The following is an 18,063-nucleotide window of genomic DNA, read 5'->3' on the forward strand; positions in this document are numbered from 1 at the left end:
AAAAGAGGTCTAATAAATTTTCATACCAAGAATTATACAACAGGTTTTCATAAAGACAGCGACAAAATTTAGGATAAGCAACGAACTAAATCAGCATAAAACTGATTTTTTAAACATCCCGCCCCGAACGTTTACGTTCATGCTCTTTCAAAAACTTTTTACGTAAACGTAAATAATGCGGAGTGACTTCTAATAATTCATCATCAGCGATAAATTCTAATGCTTGTTCTAATGAGAAGGTTATTGGAGGCGTCAAAATGATGTTCTCATCAGAGCCTGAGGCTCGGACGTTCGTGAGCTGCTTTCCTTTCACGACATTAACAACTAAGTCGTTATCACGCGAATGAATACCTACGATCATCCCTTCATAGACATCCGTTTGAGGACCAATTAATAGTTTACCTCGTTCTTGTAAATTGAATAAGGAAAATCCAGTCGCTTTACCCACTTGATTGGAGATCATGACACCATTGGCTCTGTTAGCAAGGGTTCCTTTTTTTACTGGACCATAATGATCAAAAACATGGTGCATTAGTCCTAAACCAGAAGTAGCGGTTAAAAACTCGGTACGAAAACCAATTAACGCACGAGTGGGTATCTTGTAATCCAACCGGATACGCCCTTTTCCATCGGATACCATATCGACTAGATCTCCACGTCGGCTACCTAATTTTTCCATAATGTTACCTTGATGTTGTTCTTCCAGATCCACAGTCAAGTTTTCATAGGGCTCTTTTATTTCACCATCGATTTCTTTTAAAATAACTTCAGGACGAGAGACACCTAGCTCATATCCTTCGCGACGCATCGTTTCAATTAATATCGATAAATGTAATTCTCCTCTACCTGAAACGCGAAATCGGTTAGGGTCTTCAGTGTCTTCAACTTTAAGTGCAACATTATGAAGTAGTTCTTTGTCGAGGCGTTCTCTGATTTGTCTACTAGTAACAAATTTTCCATCTTTCCCTGAAAAAGGTGAGTTATTGACTTGGAAGGTCATACTCATTGTCGGCTCATCAACTGTTAAAGCCGGTAAGGCCTCTACCAAGTTAGGGTCACATAAAGTGTCAGAGATGTTCAACGTATCAATACCTGTGACGGCGATGATATCACCGGCTTCAGCTTGATCGATTTCGATACGTTCCAAGCCTCGATAGCCTAAAATTTGTAATATACGAGCCGATCGAGTTTTTCCTTCTCTGTCTATTAAAACAACAGGCATATTCGCTTTAGCGCATCCTCTCTGAATACGACCAATACCAATAGTGCCTACATAACTAGAATAGTCCAAGGTGGTAATTTGCATTTGAAAGGGACCTTGGGGGTTAACTGCGGGTGGTGCGACTTTATTAATAATCGTTTCAAATAAAGGAGCCAGATCGGAACTTGGGTTTTTAAGGTCCAATGTTGCATAACCTTGTAAAGCCGAAGCATAGATAATAGGGAAATCAAGTTGTTCTTCGGTAGCACCCAATCGATCAAATAGATCAAACACCTGATTAATCACCCAATCAGGCCTAGCGCTGGGCCGGTCAATTTTATTAACGACAACGATGGGTTTTAAACCTTTAGCAAAGGCTTTTTGGGTAACGAATCGTGTTTGTGGCATTGGGCCATCCACTGCGTCGACGAGTAGTAAAACCGAATCTACCATAGACAAGATACGTTCGACTTCGCCACCAAAGTCAGCATGCCCGGGCGTATCGACAATATTAATCCGATAACCATGCCATTCTATGGAAGTGTTTTTGGCAAGTATAGTAATGCCTCGTTCACGTTCCAGATCGTTACTATCCATAATACGCTCCACTGGAGCCGCTCGACTTGAGAGAGTCCCAGATTGTTGTAACAATTTATCTACGAGTGTGGTTTTCCCGTGATCAACATGGGCAATTATGGCGATATTACGTATATTTTGGATCATGATAGTTTAAGAAGTTAGAAATTAGAGTGTTCAAAAAGAGTGCATGATAACGCAAAGCAAGGCATTTCTGCTAGCGTGTCCTACACTGATAGAAAGGCAATTAATATTGAGAGGTTTTATCATGGGAGTGCTTTTATTGCAACCAACTACGACAGCTCAATGGCAGTCTTTAGTGAAGGACGCAGAATCGAGTAGTAATCTGAGGTTAAATAATGAACTAGAGAGTTATTTGGTTTTTTTATTAGGCTATTATAATCAACGTCCTGATATCGCGAATTCCATTTTAGCGAAAGAATTTCTAACCGGAATGACTGAAAAATATGCAAGACAACGAGAGTGTTTGCGTGAGGTAGGAGATAAATGCTTACTATTTGCTGGTTTTTTTCCAGAGCAGGCCGAAAAAAAACGGGTCAAAATTAAATATTTTATTGAATTAGGTCAAACAGCCTATATCCAAGTGGCTAGTTTGTCGAAAGCAGGTTCTGCTTCTCTTTATAGTGCGTTAAGTTATGATTTTATTAGTTTGATGGAAATCTTGCATGCAATTCGTGGCCTCAGCGATCCAATTAATGAATTAACCCCTTTACAAGCTGTTGAATTATGGACTGATGTTAAAAGTCAGCATGCTTTAGCGGTTTTACGTAGACATATATCCTACCCTGGAGCTTTTACTGAATCACTTCTAAAACATTAGTCTCAATAGTGTTGATTATTGAATTCATAAAGCGTTGATAGTTTTTCTAATTGAATTAAGAACAATCATTTTTGTAGATTAGCGGATCTTAGTCTGGATTTCTGAATTATTAAAAAAGTCATTTTCTTGCCGAAAACAAACTAGCTAGTTAAGATAGATTAACTAAAATAATGAATCTAATGCCAGCTTTTTTCCCAGTATTAAAATGAATGAAACCTTAACTACAGATTTTGGCTACCAAACTATCCCGGTTAATGAAAAAAATAGCCGGGTGGCCGAGGTTTTTCAGTCAGTAGCTGACAAATATGACCTTATGAATGATCTGATGTCATTTGGCCTGCATCGTTTATGGAAAAAATTTGCCGTGCAATTAGCTCAACTTCGTCGCGGGGATAGTGTACTTGATGTGGCAGGAGGCACGGGTGATTTGGTAAAGGCATTTATTAAACAAATAGGACCCCAAGGTAAGGCTATTTTGTTAGATATAAATGCTTCGATGTTAAATATAGGCCGAGATCGGCTTCTGAATTTAGGTCTTACAGAAATAAATGTCATCCAAGCTAATGCAGAATATTTACCCTTTACTGAGGCTAGCTTTGATTGTTTAAGTATCGCTTTTGGATTACGTAATGTAACGAATAAGGAAACGGCACTACAATCAATGTATCAGGTTTTAAAACCCGGTGGACGATTACTCGTTCTAGAATTTTCTAAACCCATACTGGGTTTTTTACAAACTTTATATCATCGTTATTCTTTCGACTTTTTACCTAAGTTAGGGGAGTGGATTGCTAATGATGAAGCAAGCTATCGTTATTTGGTTGAATCCATACGCCGTCATCCAGACCAAAAGACACTTCAGAATCTTATTCTAGCGGCAGGATTTGATGAGTGTGAATACTATAATCTCAGTGGGGGAATAGTTGCATTACATAGAGCGTGGAAATTTTGATTACCTCCAATATAATATTATCCGCTCAAGAAGTGATACTTAATCGCTATCTTAATCTTGATCCTGAGTCTAAAGCGCATTTGCGTAAATTATCAGGTAAAGTAATAAAGGTAGAATGGGCCCCTTTAACCTATTATTGGCTTTTTAAATCTGATTCAATTTATTTAAGTAAAGATTATAACGGACCTACGGATTTAATATTACGCGGTTCAACGTTTGATTTTTTACGTGTGGCTTTTATAAAAAAAGATAAAGCGCTTACAGATATCCCTCTGCAAGTTTTAGGCGATATGGAGTTTGGAAAACAGTTTAAAGAGTTTTTTTCAAATCTAGAAATTGATTATGAAGAACAATTATCAAAGTTATTGGGTGATGTTACAGCTTACCCAATGATACAAATGCTTAAAATAATACGTTGTTGGACTAGACAAAACATAGAAAATTTAGGAGAAAATTTGACCAACTATGTCCAGACAGAAATGAATTGGTTAGTATCAGATGAAGAATTACAGCTTTTTTTTTCCGATATTGATGAACTACGTAACGATTGTGCCCGATTAGAAGCTCGGATAAAAATGTTGGAAAAAAGGTAGAGTTGATGAAATCAATATCTCGTTTAGTTCGTTTAATGCAGATCAGTTTTATTCTTTTTCGTTATAGTCTTGATGAATTAGTCTTCTCTCTACATTTATTTCGCCCCTTACGTTTTTTTGTTTATTTAAATCCTTATCGAAGGGTTAATAAAAAAATGCCTAGAGGAGAAAGAATTCGTCTTGCGTTAGAAGATTTAGGACCAATTTTCGTTAAATTTGGTCAAGCTTTATCGACACGTCGGGATTTTATTCCTATTGATATAGCGGATGAATTAGCTAAACTCCAAGATCAAGTGCCTCCTTTTCCTGGAGAGGAAGCAAAATCTATTATAGAAGCCCATATTAAAAAGCCTATTATTGAGGCATTTTCTGAATTTAACGTTAATCCTTTGGCATCTGCTTCGATTGCTCAGGTTCACGCCGCTAAGTTATTGACAACAGGTCAAGAAGTAGTCGTTAAAGTTTTACGACCAGGAATTTATAAAAGAATTAGTCGAGATATTGATTTATTATATGCTTTAGCGGACTTAACTTTACGTTATTGGCGACCTGCTAAGCAACTTAGACCCCGTGAAATTGTAGCAGAATTTGAAGCGTGTTTAAAAAATGAATTAGATTTATTACGTGAAGGAGCTAACGCCTCTCAGCTGCGTCGTAATTTTTCTAATTCTGATTTGCTTTATATTCCACAAGTGCATTGGCCGTATACGTTTCATAAAGTCTTAGTCATGGAGCGCATTTATGGTATTTCAATCTCTGATATTGCGACTTTAAAAAAACAAGGAATCAATTTAAAAAAATTAGCTGAAAGAGGCGTTGAAATTTTCTTTACGCAAGTTTTTCGTGATTGCTTTTTTCATGCTGATATGCATCCAGGGAATATTTTTGTTTCATCTAAAAATAAGGAAAATCCTCAGTATTTAGGCGTTGATTTCGGAATTATGGGTAGTTTAAGCCCAGATGATCAACGTTATCTTGCAGAAAATTTGATGGCTTTTTTTAATAGAGATTATCGTCGCGTCGCACAATTGCATGTTGAATCAGGTTGGGTTGCAGAAAATACAAGAATTAATGAATTTGAAGCCGCAATTCGTACTGTATGCGAACCTATTTTTGAAAGACCTTTAAAAGAAATTTCTTTTGGACAGTTGCTTTTACGATTATTTCAAACGGCTAGACGATTTAATATGGAAGTACAACCGCAATTAATACTATTACAAAAAACGCTGTTTAACGTTGAAGGCTTAGGTAGGCAATTGTATCCAGATTTGGATTTATGGAATACGGCCAAGCCTTTTTTAGAGCACTGGTTGCGTAAACAAGTAGGGCCACGGGTTTTTTTTCGAAAAATTCGGGAATATGCACCCTATTGGGCAGAAAAATTTCCTGAATTTCCAGATTTAATATATCAAGTAATGCTTGAATTGCGCCATAAAAAGCAGTCCAAATGTTTGCATTGCACCAAAGAAAAAGAAAAGAAACAAATAAGTAAACGATCTTTTTGGTTTATAGGTTTGGGTATAGCCACTGCTTGTATCGTTTGGGCTTTGTTAGATCTCAGTGCTAAGGATGTTGCGCAGGTAGCATCTATCTATGTATGGATTTTAGGTTTAGGAGGTTTGGGTTTATTTTTAGGTGCGATGATTAATTTACGAAAATTAAATTAATTTTATTTTAAACACGGAGTGTTTATGGGATTTTATGGATTAAATCTAATATCGGGCCTTATTATTTTTATAATTGCTTTACTATTATTTGGCCCTAAATATTTAGGAATTATTTTCAAGGATCTATATTTTTTATGGAATAAGTGTATTAATTTTTTTTTCTTAAAGTTATATAACGTAAAATCAAGTGATAATAAAACCGAATCCGAAACAGATACTACTGGTGGATGACGACGAATTGTTTCTAAAAATATTAACTCAATATTTAGATGAAGCTCAATATTCCTATATAGCTTGTAAAGATAGCCAACTCGCTCAGAATTATCTACTACAAGATCCCGATAAATTTTTTGTTGTTTTAAGCGATAGAGTTATGCCAAAACTTCATGGTTTACAGTTATTAACACAAATGAAAAGAAATGCATTAGAAATTCCTTTAGTGTTATTTTCTGGTGAAGCAAGTAAGGAAGAAAGGTGTGAAGCCATAGCGCAAGGTGTCTATGATTTTTTTTATAAACCTATTTCCAAAGAATTACTTTTCGCATTGTTGAAAAAAATAAAAAAACAATTACTATAGTTGTTTATAAGTAATTAAAAGGAGAGAGAAAAATGATTAGCTCTAATTTCAATTGGGAAAATAATTCGTTATTTACCTTGGCAAATATCGGTGATGTTCAATTATTTGAGTATTGGTTAAATAAAAAAAAACTAAATATTGATGCTCAAGATGAAGATGGTGATACTCCTTTACATTATGCCGCAAAAAGAGGACATAAAGATTTGGTGATTAACTTATTAAACAAGGGTGCGATAATTAGTTCGAATAAAAAAAAACGAACAGCTTTACAAGATGCTTATGCTTGTAATCAAGCTAAAGTAGCAAAAGAAATTACTAAATTTGTAGTCCAAAAAAATTCGGTAAAAAATATACTTCAATTCCAGAAATCTATTAAAGTAGGTTCTCAAGAGAAACAAGAACTGGATCGACTTGCTAATGGCTTTATACAGTATTTACGAAAAAATTACCTTGATAGGAACATCTTTATTCGTTTTTCAGCTAAGCATACTCGAAGAGCCAACCTACTAATCATTGCAGCTCGACGCTGTAGCACGATTAAGGAGTTTAAAGACTTATTAAATAATCAGCTTAACTTATTTAAGGGTGTTCCAGCGAACTCTATATCTAAGGCTATACTTGATAAGCGATGGTCTGAAGAAATTAGGAATAAACCTAAGGATTTAAACAAATCTCTTTTTTATAAAACGATAACTACTTTTGTTGTTGAAAGGCTTTCTAATAATAATGTGAACAATAGAAGTATTAGGGACGTTTCCCATCGCTAATTTTACAAAAAATTGAATACTGTTATTGTTTTGGGCTCATTTCTTGCATAAAGCTTGCAATTTTTTTGCGCATCTCTAAAATGTATACTCCTTCTAAGAGCTGTGCTATGAGAATCGTTTTAGCTAATCCTCGAGGTTTTTGTGCCGGCGTTGACCGCGCTATAGAAATTGTCAAGCGAGCATTAAATCTATTTGGTGAGCCTATCTATGTGCGTCATGAGGTAGTACACAATCGAATTGTAGTTGCAGAATTACAGCAAAAAGGAGTAATCTTTGTTGAGCACATCAATGAAATCCCCCGAGGTTCCACGGCTATTTTTAGCGCTCACGGAGTTTCTCAAGTGGTGCGCGAAGCCGCAAAGCAACGTAATTTAAGAATTTTTGATGCGACTTGTCCTTTAGTGACTAAGGTGCATATAGAGGTAGCACGTTATAATCGCTTGGGCCAGGAATGTGTTTTGATCGGCCATGCTGATCATCCCGAAGTAGAAGGAAGCTTAGGGCACTATGATAATCCTGACGGAGGAATCTATTTAGTAGAAAATATTCGGGATGTCGCTTTGTTAAAAGTTAAAAATCCTCTTTTATTGAGTTATGTTACACAAACTACGCTATCTCTTGATGATACTAAATCAATTATACAAGCTCTGAAGCAACGCTTCCCAAAGATTACTACCCCTAAGAAGGAAGATATTTGTTACGCAACACAAAACCGCCAATTCGCTGTTAAAGAATTAGCAAAGCAATGTGATATGGTATTAGTTTTAGGATCCGTTAATAGCTCGAATTCTAATCGATTGAAAGAATTGGCAGAACGTTTAGGGAAACCTGCCTATTTAATTGATTCTGCTGAAGATATTCCAACGAGCTGGTTAATTGAGAAAGAATCTATTGGTATTACTGCAGGCGCATCTGCACCGGAATTTTTAGTACAAGATGTTGTAACCTATATAAAAACATTTCCTAATTGGCGAGATTGTTTGGTTTCAGAATTAATGGGTATAAAGGAAAATGTTGCTTTCGCCTTACCACGGGAATTAAGAATTCCTTTAGCAATCGAAACTGAAACACTAAACTAATTTTAAATAAATTTATTTAAGAGTTTGTTTTTTTATTGATATAAAGCGGACTATTTTTTATTTTCCCAAATGTATCTAAATAAGCTTCCGCCAATTATTCCACCGATTAGAGGAGCAAGCCAAAATAACCAAAGCTGATGGATAGCCCATCCTCCTACAAATAACGCTGGGCCTGTGCTTCTGGCGGGATTAACTGAAGTATTTGTAACTGGAATGCTAATTAAATGGACTAATGTTAAGGCTAAACCAATGGCTAAAGGAGCAAAAGGACTAGGTAATTGTGGATTGGTGACGCCTGCAATAACAAGCAAAAATAAAAAGGTCATGGTTACTTCACATATAAAACAAGCCGCTAAGGAATAATGACCTGGCGAGTGTAGCCCATACCCATTGCTAGCAAAGCCATTTTGTAAATCAAATCCATGTTGTCCACTTGCAATCAGGAATAAAACAGTTGTCGCCAGTATGCCTCCTATTACTTGAGCAATAATGTAACTAGGAACCTCTTTAATGCTAAATCTACCCGCAGCCCAAAGACCTATAGAAACAGCAGGATTTAAATGACAGCCAGAGATAGGAGCAAATACACAACACATGGTTAGCAAACTTAAACCAAAAGCAAAAGCTACGCCCAAAAATCCTACACCTATTACAGGAAATTTAGCAGCTAATACAGCACTGCCACATCCACCTAATACTAGCAAAAAAGTGCCTAAGAATTCCGCTAATAACTTCCTTAGCATATTGAATCTCCTTGAAAATCAGAAGAAGTATAGTAGTAGAAAACATTTTTTAACAATGTAACGGATTTATAAATTAATAAACTTTAAAATTTAATCTCAATTACCAGCATAGATTTGAACCGTTGCCAGCATTAGTTTTTTCTCCTAATTGATTAAGCATGAAAAGATCACATTCTGAGTCAGAAAATTTAGCTTTCGCTGACAGTTGATAAGTGCTAGTAGTACTTTTTAGAGCTAATTGATAAAAATTTCTTTCAGTGATGTCTTTTAAATGTAGCCTGCTAAAATTCGCACCCTCGTAACTATTATTATTTGCAAGGTAATAAATTTCCATATGCTGGGCAAGATTGATTAAAGCAATTTTCGCTTCAGTACGACGAGTTTTTTTCAAAGCATGAGTGTAAATTGGATAGGAGATCGCGGCTAAAATACTGATTATAACCAAGACGATAAGCAATTCAAATAAACTAAATCCCTGTTCAGTGTTTTCCATATATAAACTTCCATTATTTTACTTTTTTATAATAAAAATAAAACATAATCAGGAATTTATAAAGTAATTTATAAAAATTCTTATTCTTATTTTTTGCTAGCGAAAACCATGAGGTAAAATACCGAGATTAGTACTGAGTTGTTGCGCGAATGAAGCGCCTATACGATCAGACAGTTGCTGCAATAAACCAGGTTTGACTGTGTAGTCGACGATATTTTTATTCTTAATTAAGTCTTGAGATAAACTATTTAAATCTCCAAAGCCATCTATAAGGCCTAACGATAATGCCTCTTCGCCAGTCCAGGCTAAACCAGAAAATAACTGAGGGTTATCTTTAATGCGGTTTCCGCGGCCTTGTTTAACCGCATTAATAAATTGTTGATGAACATTTGCAAGCATGCGTTCAGCAATGAGTTTTTCTTCAATTTTTTCAGGCGAGAAAGGATCTAAAAAGCCTTTGTGGTCTCCAGCAGTTAATAAGCGGCGCTCAACACCGACTTTTTTCATGGTACCAACAAAACCAAATCCGTCCATTAAAACGCCAATCGAACCGACTAAGCTGGCGGGATTAGCATAGATATCGTCACTAGCAGAGGCTATATAGTAAGCTGCAGATGCACAAAGATCATCACAAACGGAATACAATTTAGTCTTAGGGTATTGATGACGTAGATATCTTATTTCATTGTAGATTTGTGCGGCTTGAACTGGGCTGCCGCCTGGACTATTAATACGTAAAATCACTGTAAGGGTATTCTTATCTTCAAAAGCGTTTTGCAATCCTTCAATGACATTATCAGCACTTGCTGTTGAATTGTCATCAATGACGCCTCGAATATCAACGAGTCCGATATGAGCTTTTGCTTTTGAGGCGGTGGGGAGATTCGTAGTCGTTGGCCATAAAGCAAACAAAAGACCTAGAAGAATTATAAAAAAGAAGAATTTAAAGAAAATATTCCAGCGTCTTTTACGACGTTGCTCTTTCAAGGTATCAAAAAGTAATTTCTCTAGGGTTTTGCGTTGCCAAGCTGGATCACTTAATAATTCTTCTGTCATATAAACCCCTAGTTAAATTTTTGAAATAAGAATATAAGTGCGTTTAGTTTACCTCTTTTTTATTATCGGGGACATATTTGCGAAAAATAAAAAATTTTAGCGGTAAAGCAAGTCTTTATGTCCTTATCCGAACTAGCGCAATTTTTTTACAGAGTTTACTTTATATTTGATTGTTTAAAATTTGATGAAAATGCATTTTCTTAACAAAATTAACTTGATTTTTTCTAATTAGACTAAACTATTTATAAGATAGAAATCTAGATAAATGATAATTAGAGGGGAATATGAGCCTTAATAAATTAACCAGCCAGTTTCAAAATGCCTTAACCGAATCTCAATCATTGGCTGTAGGGCGAGATAATGCTTTTATTGAACCTGCTCATTTAATGTTTGCTTTGTTGCAGCAAGAGAATGGGACAGTCCGACCTTTGTTAAGTAAAGCTAATGTTAATTTAAATCAATTAACTAAAGACTTGGAACAGACAATGGCCCGATTACCCAAAGTACAGTCTTCAACTCCTGGCGAGATTTATCCTTCTAAAGATTTCACTCGCTTACTGAATGTAACCGATAAGCTTGCCCAACAAAGAAATGATGAATATATATCAAGCGAGTTATTTGTACTTGCTGCCATACAAGATAAAGGTATTTTGGGTGACTTATTAAGAAAAGCAGGTGCTAGCAAAGCGTTGATTGAACAAGCAATAAAAGATATACGAGGGGGAGAGGCTGTTAATGATCCTGAAGCAGAAGGTCGTCGCGGTGCTTTGGAAAAATACACAATTGATCTAACATTGCAGGCATCGCAAGGAAAGCTTGATCCAGTTATTGGTCGGGATGATGTAATACGTCGAACGATTCAAGTCTTACAAAGACGAACAAAAAATAATCCTGTGCTTATTGGCGAGCCCGGTGTGGGTAAAACGGCTGTAGTGGAAGGACTTGCACAGCGCATTATTAATCACGAAGTTCCAGAAGGATTAAGAAACAAACGTTTACTTGCTTTAGATATCGGTTCATTAATTGCAGGAGCTAAATATCGCGGAGAATTTGAAGAGCGATTAAAAGCTGTTTTAAATGAGCTTGCAAAGCAAGAAGGACAAATTATCTTATTTATTGATGAATTGCATACCATGGTAGGTGCAGGGAAAGCCGAAGGGGCTATGGATGCAGGAAATATGTTAAAACCTGCTTTAGCAAGAGGCCAATTACACTGTATTGGAGCAACAACTTTAAATGAATATCGAAACTATATTGAAAAAGATGCTGCTTTAGAACGTCGTTTTCAAAAGATTCTAGTAGAGGAGCCTAGTGTTGAAGATACTATTGCCATTTTACGTGGTTTAAAACAACGGTATGAGATTCACCACGGCGTGGAAATAATGGATTCCGCTATTGTTGCTGCAGCCACCTTATCACATCGTTATATTTCTGATAGGAATTTACCGGACAAAGCAATCGATCTTATCGATGAGGCCGCTAGTCGAATCAGAATTGAAATCGATTCTAAACCAGAAAAATTGGATCGTTTAGATAGGCGATTAATTCAGTTAAAAATTGAACGAGAAGCTTTAAAAAAAGAAACGGACGAGTCTTCCAAGATTAGACTGAAAAATTTAGAAAATGAAATTACTGATCTTTCAAAAAAATATGCGGATCTCAATGAAATTTGGAAAGCTGAAAAAGCGACTTTACAAGGCGAACAAAAAATTAAAAGCGAACTTGAAAAGGTGCAATTTGAGTTAGAAAAAGCGCGTCGTTCGGGAGATTTGAATCGAATGTCCGAATTACAATACGGTCATATTCCTGCTTTAAAGAAAAAATTACTGGCTGCGCAGAAAATGGAAAAAAAAGAGCCTTATTTAGTACGGAATAAGGTGAGTGAAAAAGAAATTGCAGAAATTGTTTCACAATGGACAGGTATTCCAGTGGCTAAGATGCTAGAAGGTGAACGAGAAAAATTATTACATATGGAAGATGCGCTACATCAACGTGTGGTGGGTCAAGATGAAGCGATTTCTGTTGTCGCAAATGCTATTCGCCGTTCTCGTGCCGGTTTATCAGATCCTAAACGTCCCATAGGATCATTTATTTTTTCAGGACCTACCGGCGTCGGCAAAACGGAAGTGTGTAAAGCTTTAGCAGGATTTTTATTTGATTCTGATGATGCAATGGTGCGTTTAGATATGTCTGAATTTATGGAAAAACACTCTGTTGCGCGTCTCATTGGTGCACCTCCAGGCTACGTCGGTTATGAAGAAGGCGGTTATCTTACCGAAGCAGTTCGTCGAAAACCTTATTCAGTTGTTCTTCTGGATGAAATTGAAAAAGCGCATGCTGATGTATTTAATCTATTATTACAAGTATTAGAGGATGGGCGATTAACAGACGGGCATGGACGTACAGTAGATTTTCGTAACACCGTTATAGTAATGACATCAAATTTAGGTTCGCAAATTATTCAAGAGTTAACGTCAAAAAAAGATTATGCGGCTTTAAAAAGTACGCTGATGGATATTATTGCGCAACATTTTCGACCTGAATTTATTAATCGTATCGATGAAGTGGTTGTATTTCACGCGCTAAATGAAAAACAGATCCATGCTATTACAGAAATCCAGCTGCAACAATTACGTCAACGCCTCAGTGAACGAGATTTACAATTGGAAGTCAGTGAAGCGGTGATTAATCACATTGCTAAAATGGGCTATGATCCTGTTTATGGGGCTCGACCCTTAAAACGTACCATTCAACAAGAATTGGAAAACCCGATTGCCAGAGATATGATTGAAGAAAAATTCTTACCTGGAGACAAAATTTTTGTAGATTATATCGATGGAAAAATAAAATTAACGGCAAAAAAAAGCAAAAATAAAACTAAAAAATAATTGTTTTTTTAGTTAGTTGTTCTTGCTTAGTCTTTGACTGTCCTGCATAGCAGCCAAGTACATAGGATATTTAATAATATCAAAATAAGGAGAGTAGTCAAAGTCACGTGGCGAATATAGCCTGGGATTGGTTTTATAAAGCTTAAGACTTTTTCCATCAGTTTTTAATAAAGGTAATATCGGAAAATTGACTGATTGAAAGGCCTCAGCTAATAATGAAGAACAACTTTCTTTCGTTCTCGTTCCTGGTTTGTAATTAAATAATGTAGAGTGCCATTTCCGAGGTAAAAGTGGCCAAGGCATTAAAAAGCGCCCCAAGTCAAAGGTTAATCTAAAATCATATTCTATACCTAAGTTTTTGATAGTGTAATTAATGATTTTTTGTCCTTCTTGATAAGAAATATTTCTTGGGCGACAAATGCGAATATGTTCTTTTTCATACTTTTTTAGTGGAGAAATTAAAGCCCCTTTCCCTAATAAGCTTTCAAATACTAATTGCTCGCTGGGATCCCCAGAATAAAACTCAGTAATTCTTTTTTGCATAACTTTATCTTCAATGTCGTATAATCTACCAATGTAAAGTGCAGCGTGTGACCATGAGCTGCGGGTAATTACTTTAATCATTTGACTGATACGATTACGACCTTCTATTAGCAAAACGTCGCAAGGTCGTAATTCATAACGAAGTTTATTGAAATCACTTAAAGGGATTGGTTGAAGAGGTTCTACTTCTTTATTAAGCCATTTAAAAAAAGGGTTGAATAGTTTATTTGTTAAATCCATCTGTGTAGTGGTCCCTAGATTCGATTTTTTCTGAAATAATTATTTATTTAATTAGGCATTTTAAAACTTTTTTCCGTGATTAAAATTTCAAATTGATTGTGCCAGTTCAGTGGCATAGCCTAAGTAATTGGTAGGGGATAATTCGAATAGTTTTTGTTTAATATCATCAGATATTTTTAGACTGTTAATAAATTGATGAAGGGTTTCTTGATTAAGTTTTTTACCTTGAGTTAAGGTTTTTAATTGTTCGTAGGGCATTTCAGTCGCATATCTCCTTAAAATAGTTTGTATGGCTTCAGCTAATATTTCCCAATGTTGATTAAGATCTTCCAGTAATTTTCTATCATCGATAGAAATTTTTTCTAAACCAGAATATAAGCTTTTTAAGGCGACTAAGTTGTATGCAAAAGCTACTCCAAGATTACGTAGCAAGGTTGAATCTCTTAAATCTCGTTGCCAACGAGAGATAGGCAATGTTTTAGAAAAATGTTGGTATAAGCTATTAGCTAAGCTAAAATTTCCTTCTGCGTTTTCAAAATCGATGGGATTAATTTTATGTGGCATGGTAGATGAGCCTACTTCACCTATCTTAGTTTTTTGTTTGAAATAACCTAAAGAAATATAACCCCAACAATCAGCCGCTAAATTAATTAATATATTATTAATTCGATTTAAACAATCACAATAGGCTGCGATATAGTCATGAGGTTCAATCTGTGTAGTATAAGCATTCCAATCTAAATCTAGACTGCTTACAAATTTTTCATTAAGTTCAGGCCAATTAATATCAGGATAAGCAATACGATGGGCGTTGTAATTACCAATAGCGCCATTAAATTTGCCGACTATTTTTACTGCAGCAAATAGTTTTTCCTGCTCTATTAAACGATGAGTAAAATTAGCAAATTCTTTACCCATCGTGGTGGGTACAGCCGCTTGTCCATGAGTACGACCCAGCATCGGATGCGTAGAATATTGATGTGAATAATTTTTTAAATAAACGATAAATTGTTGAATGGCGGGTAATAAGTGTTGAGCGCGTACTTCTTTAAGCATTAAAGCATAAGCTAAATTATTAATGTCATCGGAAGTGCAACCGAAGTGTATAAATTCACGAATAGATTTTAACTGTGGATTATTAGCTAGTTTCTCCTTTAAAAAATACTCAACTGCTTTAATATCGTGTCGGGTAGTCTTCTCTAAGAATTTAATTCTTTCAGCATCTTCCAAGCTAAAGTTTTTAATAATATCATTTAATTGTTGTTGGGTAGTTGGAGAAAATTTAGAAATTTCCTGGATGCCAGAATGAGCAGCAAGGGCTTGTAGCCAACGTATCTCAATGAGTACTCTAAAATAAAATAAACCATATTCACTGCATAAGGGACGTAAAATGTCGGTTTTATCTGAATAACGACCATCAATGGGAGAAATTGCGGTTAAAGGATTAAGTAGCACAAGGGCCTCGATTAGTTTTTTACAGTTCTTTGGATTCCTCTGGACCATATTTTTCTGATCGATCATGTCGTTTTTCTTTGATTTTTTGTTTATGTTTATTGATTTGTTGCTCTATTCTATCAATTAAAGTATCAATAGCAGGATATAGACTTTCATTTTCAGCACTCGCGTAAAATTCAGTACCATGGGTATGCACGAGAGCTTTAGCGACTTGATCTAAGTTTTCAAGACTTAAGGTGATGTGTATTGTTGTGGTTTTATGGGTTATACGTTCCAGGCGTTTAAATTTATCGAGTATATATTGTTTTAAAGCATCCGTAACTTTAATGCCATCATCTGTAATAGTAATTTGCATTAGACCCTCTACTTTATATTCTATTGTCTTTAATATTATTCGAAAAAAACAGTGATTATACCTTAGGTTGAACAGTAAAGTAGAGTGCAAACGATTTTATTAGGTTATTTTTTAAACGAAAGTGTAATTTAAATTTGTTTTATGGACAGTTTGTGCATAATTTAAGACAATCTCTGACTATAGGTCAAATTCATGACCCAAATAGACCTCCCTGACACGTTGGTTATTTAATACTTCTTTTGGAGTGCCCACGTAGATGGTTTCTCCCTCGCTTACTATATAAGCACGCGTGCAAATCGTCAGGGTTTCTCTAACATTATGATCGGTAATCAAAACTCCGATGCCGCGTTGACTAAGGTGAATAATCATGCGCTTAATATCAACGACAGAAATAGGATCGATTCCAGCAAAAGGCTCATCTAATAGCATGAACTTTGGTTCCATAGCCAAAGCCCGCGCAATTTCTACACGACGACGTTCGCCCCCTGATAAGCTAATTCCTAATGTATCGCGGATATGAGTAATATGGAACTCATGAAGTAGATTTTCAAGATGTTGTTTGCGCTGTTCTTTTGAAAGATCTTTGCGTAATTGGAGAATAGCGAGGATATTATCAGCAACAGATAATTTACGAAATATTGAAGGTTCTTGGGGTAAATAACCAATACCTGCTTTAGCACGGGCGTGCATCGGTAAATGGGTAATATTATGGTTATCTAATAAAATCTTTCCTTGTGCACTGGCAACTAAACCTACGATTAAATAAAAGCTCGTGGTTTTTCCTGCTCCATTAGGGCCTAATAAGCCCACTACTTCTCCAGTTTCTAGTTCGATAGAAACATTTTTGACAACAACGCGAGAATGATAGCGTTTGGTCAAATTGATAGCGTGTAATTTACTCATGACAGTACAGGTTGCAATGGAGGGATTATAATTTGAGTATGACCTTCTTTTGAGATAGGGGAACCAACGGTTTTATTTTTAAAATCATAGTTAATTTGAGGGCCTTTGACATGATTCTGTCCTTGCACAATTTCAGCATTACCTATGGCTTCTAGCCAATCTTTCTGTGGATAATAATAGATCGTATTTCCAGTAGCAATTAACTCAGGACGATTAGGAAATACAAGTGCGCGATAACGCGCTGGATTACCGGTAGCGACTACCTTAATGATCTGACCTTTTTGGTCGGAATAACTGGTAGCATAGTCTGCGGTGAGAACTCCAGACCCTTGAGTCAATTTAACATGTCCCTGATAGATTCCTTGTTTTGTTTCATTATTATAGAGCAAGGTATCAGATTCAAAATAGATAGGTTCTGTGAGATTTTTTGGATGCGCATAGGCAGAGATAGATAGAGTATTCATTATTAATAAGGCTATAGATAATAAATAATTTTTAATTGTTTTAAGTGATTTTTTTTTCAACTGAAGTTGAATCCACATCTTAAACCTCATTTACTTTTTTGCAGGTTTGAGTTGGCCCTTTACTTGAGATAAAAGTCGAATCGTTTTTGTATTAAAATTAGCATATAATCCTACAGCATGTATCTCTTGATTTAGCTGAGTTATTATGACCGGTGCGGATGTTTCAGCTGTTTTTTCTTTAAGGTGAATATCTAAAGTTGATGTCGTTAAAGTCGAGACAGTTTTGTTATCTGAACCTTGTTTTTGCTCAAGTTTGACATTATTCCAAAGTTGTAGAAGCTCGTTGTCCTCTTTAAGTTTGCCATAACGAGCTGAAAGTTGCCATGATTCTTTATTTTTTAAAAATAAAGTAAAAATAGGTGTCGTAAGTGAAATACTATCATCTGAGGGGTAATGGACTGATAAAGGCGTGTTTAATTGATCATAAAGATCACCTGATTTATCAATATGATAGATTATAACCTTAGTTGCGTAGGCATCAGGTTGGCTTCCTGTAATAGTTGAGTTTGCAGGTCTAGTCAACTGTAACCATGTATACCAAGTACCCAATAAAATAAGTGAAATAAGAATAAGATTAATGAATAGTGTTTTAGAAAACATACTATTGAAT

The 18,063-nt window shown here is 35.7% G+C and carries 18 protein-coding genes; 8 read left to right on the plus strand and 10 right to left on the minus strand.

The window, feature by feature from the left end; all coding sequences use genetic code 11:
* Nucleotides 1-109: 109 nt before the first annotated feature.
* Complete coding sequence (typA, locus tag A1D18_RS06500) at nt 110-1,924, minus strand: translational GTPase TypA (RefSeq protein WP_071662965.1); 1,815 nt, start codon at nt 1,922-1,924, stop codon at nt 110-112.
* Between the two features lie 43 nt (nt 1,925-1,967).
* Between typA and A1D18_RS06505 the strand changes: the two genes are divergently transcribed.
* The 7 genes from A1D18_RS06505 to ispH all read left to right on the plus strand — a co-directional run bounded on the left by A1D18_RS06505 (nt 1,968) and on the right by ispH (nt 8,253).
* On the plus strand, nt 1,968-2,618 hold the full coding sequence (locus tag A1D18_RS06505) for a hypothetical protein (protein WP_245756795.1): 651 nt from the start codon (nt 1,968-1,970) through the stop codon (nt 2,616-2,618).
* A gap of 205 nt (nt 2,619-2,823) precedes the next feature.
* Nucleotides 2,824-3,570, plus strand: a complete 747-nt coding sequence (ubiE, locus tag A1D18_RS06510) for a bifunctional demethylmenaquinone methyltransferase/2-methoxy-6-polyprenyl-1,4-benzoquinol methylase UbiE (protein WP_071662967.1) — start codon at nt 2,824-2,826, stop codon at nt 3,568-3,570.
* Entirely contained in the window at nt 3,567-4,163 is a 597-nt protein-coding gene (locus A1D18_RS06515) for a ubiquinone biosynthesis accessory factor UbiJ (RefSeq protein ID WP_171910829.1), read from the plus strand. Before ubiE ends, A1D18_RS06515 begins: the two co-directional genes overlap by 4 nt.
* A gap of 5 nt (nt 4,164-4,168) precedes the next feature.
* Nucleotides 4,169-5,830, plus strand: a complete 1,662-nt coding sequence (ubiB, locus tag A1D18_RS06520) for a ubiquinone biosynthesis regulatory protein kinase UbiB (RefSeq protein ID WP_071662969.1) — start codon at nt 4,169-4,171, stop codon at nt 5,828-5,830.
* A 187-nt stretch (nt 5,831-6,017) separates the two neighbouring features.
* Nucleotides 6,018-6,407: a response regulator gene (locus A1D18_RS06525; protein ID WP_071662970.1), complete on the plus strand. Its 390-nt coding sequence runs from the start codon at nt 6,018-6,020 to the stop codon at nt 6,405-6,407.
* Nucleotides 6,408-6,439: 32 nt separating this feature from the next.
* Nucleotides 6,440-7,174, plus strand: a complete 735-nt coding sequence (locus A1D18_RS06530) for an ankyrin repeat domain-containing protein (protein ID WP_071662971.1) — start codon at nt 6,440-6,442, stop codon at nt 7,172-7,174.
* 107 nt (nt 7,175-7,281) lie between these two features.
* Nucleotides 7,282-8,253, plus strand: coding sequence for a 4-hydroxy-3-methylbut-2-enyl diphosphate reductase (ispH, locus tag A1D18_RS06535; RefSeq protein ID WP_071662972.1), 972 nt, complete (start codon nt 7,282-7,284; stop codon nt 8,251-8,253).
* 50 nt (nt 8,254-8,303) lie between these two features.
* Here ispH and aqpZ read toward each other — a convergent pair whose 3' ends face one another.
* From aqpZ to A1D18_RS06550, 3 genes are all read right to left on the minus strand, one after another.
* Complete coding sequence (gene aqpZ / locus A1D18_RS06540) at nt 8,304-8,996, minus strand: aquaporin Z (protein WP_071662973.1); 693 nt, start codon at nt 8,994-8,996, stop codon at nt 8,304-8,306.
* A gap of 100 nt (nt 8,997-9,096) precedes the next feature.
* A complete protein-coding gene (locus A1D18_RS06545; protein ID WP_071662974.1) occupies nt 9,097-9,489 on the minus strand; it encodes a type IV pilin protein in 393 nt (130 codons plus the stop codon).
* Between the two features lie 96 nt (nt 9,490-9,585).
* Nucleotides 9,586-10,545, minus strand: a complete 960-nt coding sequence (locus tag A1D18_RS06550) for a S49 family peptidase (protein ID WP_071662975.1) — start codon at nt 10,543-10,545, stop codon at nt 9,586-9,588.
* A 284-nt stretch (nt 10,546-10,829) separates the two neighbouring features.
* On the opposite strand from A1D18_RS06550, the gene clpB reads away from it, so the two are divergent.
* Complete coding sequence (clpB, locus tag A1D18_RS06555) at nt 10,830-13,433, plus strand: ATP-dependent chaperone ClpB (RefSeq protein WP_071662976.1); 2,604 nt, start codon at nt 10,830-10,832, stop codon at nt 13,431-13,433.
* Between the two features lie 12 nt (nt 13,434-13,445).
* On the opposite strand, the gene A1D18_RS06560 is transcribed toward clpB, so the two are convergent.
* The 6 genes from A1D18_RS06560 to lptC all read right to left on the minus strand — a co-directional run bounded on the left by A1D18_RS06560 (nt 13,446) and on the right by lptC (nt 18,053).
* A complete protein-coding gene (locus A1D18_RS06560; protein ID WP_071662977.1) occupies nt 13,446-14,216 on the minus strand; it encodes a YiiX/YebB-like N1pC/P60 family cysteine hydrolase in 771 nt (256 codons plus the stop codon).
* Nucleotides 14,217-14,303: 87 nt separating this feature from the next.
* A complete protein-coding gene (gene purB, locus A1D18_RS06565) occupies nt 14,304-15,671 on the minus strand; it encodes an adenylosuccinate lyase (RefSeq protein WP_071662978.1) in 1,368 nt (455 codons plus the stop codon).
* Between the two features lie 19 nt (nt 15,672-15,690).
* Nucleotides 15,691-16,026, minus strand: coding sequence for a ribosome hibernation-promoting factor, HPF/YfiA family (gene hpf, locus A1D18_RS06570; RefSeq protein WP_071662979.1), 336 nt, complete (start codon nt 16,024-16,026; stop codon nt 15,691-15,693).
* Between the two features lie 177 nt (nt 16,027-16,203).
* Entirely contained in the window at nt 16,204-16,929 is a 726-nt protein-coding gene (gene lptB / locus A1D18_RS06575; RefSeq protein WP_071662980.1) for an LPS export ABC transporter ATP-binding protein, read from the minus strand.
* Nucleotides 16,926-17,471 (minus strand): lipopolysaccharide transport periplasmic protein LptA, encoded by a 546-nt coding sequence (gene lptA / locus A1D18_RS06580; RefSeq protein WP_071662981.1) that lies wholly within the window; start codon nt 17,469-17,471, stop codon nt 16,926-16,928. Before lptA ends, lptB begins: the two co-directional genes overlap by 4 nt.
* Before the next feature lie 12 nt (nt 17,472-17,483).
* Complete coding sequence (gene lptC / locus A1D18_RS06585; RefSeq protein WP_071662982.1) at nt 17,484-18,053, minus strand: LPS export ABC transporter periplasmic protein LptC; 570 nt, start codon at nt 18,051-18,053, stop codon at nt 17,484-17,486.
* Nucleotides 18,054-18,063 lie beyond the last annotated feature (10 nt).

This window comes from Candidatus Rickettsiella isopodorum (genome assembly GCF_001881495.1).
Classification (GTDB): domain Bacteria; phylum Pseudomonadota; class Gammaproteobacteria; order Diplorickettsiales; family Diplorickettsiaceae; genus Aquirickettsiella; species Aquirickettsiella isopodorum.